The following is a 4,057-nucleotide window of genomic DNA, read 5'->3' on the forward strand; positions in this document are numbered from 1 at the left end:
ATGTCGCGAGAGCACAGGGATTTATACCCATTGGGTATGTGCGAATCGACCCGGTAAACTAGCAAATATTCTAAATGGACATTCGCAGTTCGACGAAAGCCCGGTGAGGTATCGGAGGTATCGGGGTCGGACCTGTGTAACGTATTGAAGGATATCATTAAAGGACTTAAAAAACGTTAAAATTTCCCTTTAAACGGCTGTTTTCATATGTAGAATAGTGCGTCTAAGAATAATAACAATAATAGGGATGCAGTATGCCCCGCGCTAATCGTTACTTTTTGCCAGGCTATGTTTGGCATATTGTCGCTCTCGCACATCCATGTGCTCCGCGACATAAGAACATCCATGTTCAAAACTCACCGTTGTCACAAAAAAGAGTTTCTTCTCAAGTTTCACAAAGATCGAATGAACTGGATTCGTTGGTTATTTGAGGCGAAGAAACGTTATGGACTTTGTGTACTAAATTACATTGTTACATCTCAATTAAAAGGGTCAGACCCCTTAATGGGTTTTCTCTAAATTATTTTAACCAGAAACGTGCTTTTTCGGTAATTGCCACAACTGCCGGGTGAGAAATCCTACGCTCAACAGAAATTGCATAAAATTGCTCGCGGACTTTTTCTGTCTCGCCAAATTTCTTAACTCTGAATTGTTTTGCAACTTCATCGGCTATTGCGGTAGGAACAATAAAAGCACCTGCACCTGCCTGGCCAAACACTTTCATCAGTGCGCTGTCGTCAAACTCTCCAACAATACGAGGGTAAATTCGCAAACTGTCCAGCCAGCTTAAAAGACGTGGACGCACCATGTTTATATCGCTTGGAATTAATATTGGTGCACCATCAAGACTTTGCGGAAAGTTTTTTCGTAGTTTATTGGCTAGAGCCGGTACGGCCATGAAACTGATACCACTCTCCCCCAGTGCGTGGTTAAATCCTCGAACGTTTACACTCGTTGGTATCGGACCATCTGCAATAACCAGGTCTATGTGATGCAAGGCAAGCTCCGCCAACAAACTTTCGAGGTCATTTTCCTTGCATACTATACGTACCGGGTCACAGGACTCCATTGCGGGCGCTATCAGGTGATAGGCAATAGATTTTGGTACTACCTCAGCAATGCCGACCTTAAAAACCATCGGCCTATCAACAGGCTGATTGCGCACTGATTCTTCGAGCTCATTACCCAGGGAAAATATTTCATCGGCGTAACTGATCACTAGCCTGCCGGTTTCAGTAAGCTCCAGATTTCGTCCGGATTTTTCGAATAGCTTTTCGCCAAGCTGCTCTTCCAATAAGCTTATTTGGCCACTAATTGTTTGCGGCGTAATGTGTAGACGTTCGCTGGCGCGTATGACCCCACCTTGCTTGGCAACCATCCAGAAATAATGCAAATGCTTATAATTTATCATGGAATTCTATACTTCGTAATATTCGAACAATTGTAATGAATTATTCGACTTTTTAAAACCCCTGGATGCCTTTATGCTAACTTGCAATGAAATCCTGACATCCAGTAGGAGGCGATATGCACATTGATATTCATACTCCCGACTTTCCATTAACTCAGGAACTTCGTGAGCATATAGAAACACGCCTTGAATTCGCACTTAGTACTCGGAGCGAACATATCGACCGAATCCTCGTTCGCTTATACGACGTCAATGGACATACGGGCATAAATGATAAATGTTGTTTTATACAAATCAATCTGCCACGCACATCGGATGTCATCGTCCAGGATACCGAATCAAGCATATATGCAGCCATTAATCGGGCAGCCGATCGCGTTAGCCGTACCGTCACCAGAAGGCTGATCAGACGACGAGACAAATCAATATATGCATTACGTGAGAAAGCCCAGTATTCCATAAATAGTAGCGCCAACACTGCTCTGGATATTAACCAATAGCTGGGAGGCGAACATGGCGAAGCCATTAATAAGTTCAACTACAGAATCGCAATCCAAATGCCACAACAGTAATGAGGAGTTTTTTTGTGGCGCTATTCAGTATTTTTACCAGTCTTTTACGCGCATTTCGTTTTAATGGTCGTCGAGAAAAAACTCATTACACTTATGCCAACACAAGGAATCAAAGCATATGAATATACCAAATTTATTTAATCAGTTTTTAGGTGCATCAGATGGTTATTCATCACCAAGTAGTAGTACTCAGGGAGTTGGGGCTACGATTACTAAGTTAGCCAGCAATATCCCTGGTGGTCTCGCCGGAGGAGCGGCAGCAGGAGGTATTCTTGCGCTGCTGACTACAAGCAAGTCCGCCAGAAAATTTGCAGGCTCTGCTGCAACCTATGGCGGTGCTGCCCTTCTCGGTGGGTTGGCCTACCAGGCGTTCAATAACTGGCAAAAAAATAATGTTCGACAGGTCAACAGCCATGTTGGAGCTCAGCATTTAAAATTGAAAGACACCACCGCTTTTGGAGAAGCTGCACATAATACTTCATTAGAGTTTGAGCTTACCCTTGTCAAAGCAATGATTGCGGCAGCAAAAGCTGATGGTCACATAGATCAAATGGAACAACAGCGGATATTCAAAACAGTAGAAGATATGGACTTACCGAGCGAAACCAAAGGCGCGATATTTGACCTATTACAAAAGCCAGTTTCCATTGATGATATCGCTCGTGGTGTTGTCAATATTGAACAAAGCACAGCAGTTTATCTAGCATCGTGTTTGGCGATTACCCCAGATAGTTCTGAAGAAAATATTTACCTGGATGAACTGGCGATGGCCTTGCGTTTACCTAAGGACCTGGCTCGACAGTTACAGCAACAAGCTCAGGACGCCATAGCCGAAGCGGCGTAAAAAAGAACCCCTCTGTAAAGTGGTCAGAGCACTTTTCTTTCAACTGTGAGCGGTAAAAGGCCTCTGACGCCTTTTACCTTTGAATAAAAGGGGACGGAGGGATTTAAAATTTACCACATACATGATGGTTAAAAATAAATCCCTCCGTCCCCTTTAGCGGTCCGACCCGGTTATCGCCAAACAGCTATGATCAAATTCTTCACAGATACACTAGAGACTGATAACGAATTAAAACAACATATGTTGGCGCGTAAAAAATCAGAAGATCTTAAAAAATAATAATTAGATAGTTAAGATATATGCAGGGTAGGATGAGGAATTGTTAAGAAGAAATTTGCAATGTCAAACTTATCAAGCATTGATGTAAATATTGCCATTGTTGTAGTGGTTGACTCATGTCAAAGTAAAGCTAACGTATTTAGTCTTTAATTTATATTAATTAAAAAGAATTATTCTCCTTAGCCATTTCTGTCAGTTAATCAATTTATTTCAATAAAACATTGTTCTTGTTCTTAAGTTGTCATTTTAAAGTTTGTAGAATTATTGATTTACTCACGCAAAGAGATGTTGCTATGTGGATCAATCTAAAACAAACACGTTCATATATATTATTACGAAAAATACTTTTATATTTCTAATAGTTGTCTTTTTTGGCTCAACGTGTTCTGTATATAAAATAAGTCGCGTGTAAGCAGACATCCTGTAGATTGGCAAATCTTGAATTAAATTGTTGTGTTGTAAGCCTAATTCCTAAGGATACGATCATGGCGGAGACAATTGATGCTGTCGGCTATCTATACAAGCAATTTAATATCAATCCAGGCGTGTGGAATCTTCACGGAGCCATACGTGAAAGTGCGCGTAAATTACGAATGAACCGTAGTTCTTTTATTAATCTACCAAGGAGGAGAGCTTATGAACAGGGTATGGGGAACGAAAAGTACACACGTAAGATTCGCGTTGTGTGCGCCAGTGTTGCTGTTGCTTACGGCATGTGGTGTCACTCAAGTTGATACGGGATATGGTCTTTCAGGCGGCCCAATCACCTATACGGGAACGGTTTCTCTGGACACCGCCACTACCGATGCGCGTTATGCACGTCTTAATGCGGACAATACGTTTAACGGTAATCAGCTCATTAACGGAACACTTGAGGCCAAAGTCTATTATGGCAGTGACGGTCGCGGGAACAGCTTGAAGTTGAGCGATAGCCCCGGCGGGAGCGCGATA

The 4,057-nt window shown here is 42.2% G+C and carries 4 protein-coding genes; 3 read left to right on the forward strand and 1 reads right to left on the reverse strand.

Going from position 1 to position 4,057, the window contains the following annotated elements:
- Nucleotides 1–520: 520 nt before the first annotated feature.
- Nucleotides 521–1,411, reverse strand: a complete 891-nt coding sequence (gene nhaR, locus ACWVCM_RS16505; protein ID WP_455202869.1) for a transcriptional activator NhaR — start codon at nucleotides 1,409–1,411, stop codon at nucleotides 521–523.
- A 116-nt stretch (nucleotides 1,412–1,527) separates the two neighbouring features.
- On the opposite strand from nhaR, the gene ACWVCM_RS16510 reads away from it, so the two are divergent.
- From ACWVCM_RS16510 to ACWVCM_RS16520, 3 genes are all read left to right on the forward strand, one after another.
- Nucleotides 1,528–1,911 carry an HPF/RaiA family ribosome-associated protein gene (locus ACWVCM_RS16510; protein ID WP_455202870.1) on the forward strand — a complete coding sequence of 128 codons (384 nt, stop codon included), beginning with the start codon at nucleotides 1,528–1,530 and terminating at the stop codon, nucleotides 1,909–1,911.
- A 190-nt stretch (nucleotides 1,912–2,101) separates the two neighbouring features.
- Nucleotides 2,102–2,827: a tellurite resistance TerB family protein gene (locus tag ACWVCM_RS16515; RefSeq protein ID WP_455202871.1), complete on the forward strand. Its 726-nt coding sequence runs from the start codon at nucleotides 2,102–2,104 to the stop codon at nucleotides 2,825–2,827.
- Nucleotides 2,828–3,742: 915 nt separating this feature from the next.
- Nucleotides 3,743–4,057, forward strand: a 315-nt coding sequence (locus ACWVCM_RS16520; protein WP_455202872.1) for a hypothetical protein, incomplete at its 3' end; no start/stop codon positions are given.

Source organism: Kaarinaea lacus, from assembly GCF_975902315.1.

Excerpts from the sequence above, each read along its gene's own strand:
- ACWVCM_RS16510 (WP_455202870.1), top strand. The coding sequence starts at position 1,528 with ATGCACATTGATATTCATACTCCCGACTTTCCATTAACTCAGGAACTT.
- ACWVCM_RS16515 (WP_455202871.1), top strand. The coding sequence starts at position 2,102 with ATGAATATACCAAATTTATTTAATCAGTTTTTAGGTGCATCAGATGGT.
- nhaR (WP_455202869.1), bottom strand. The coding sequence starts at position 1,411 with ATGATAAATTATAAGCATTTGCATTATTTCTGGATGGTTGCCAAGCAA.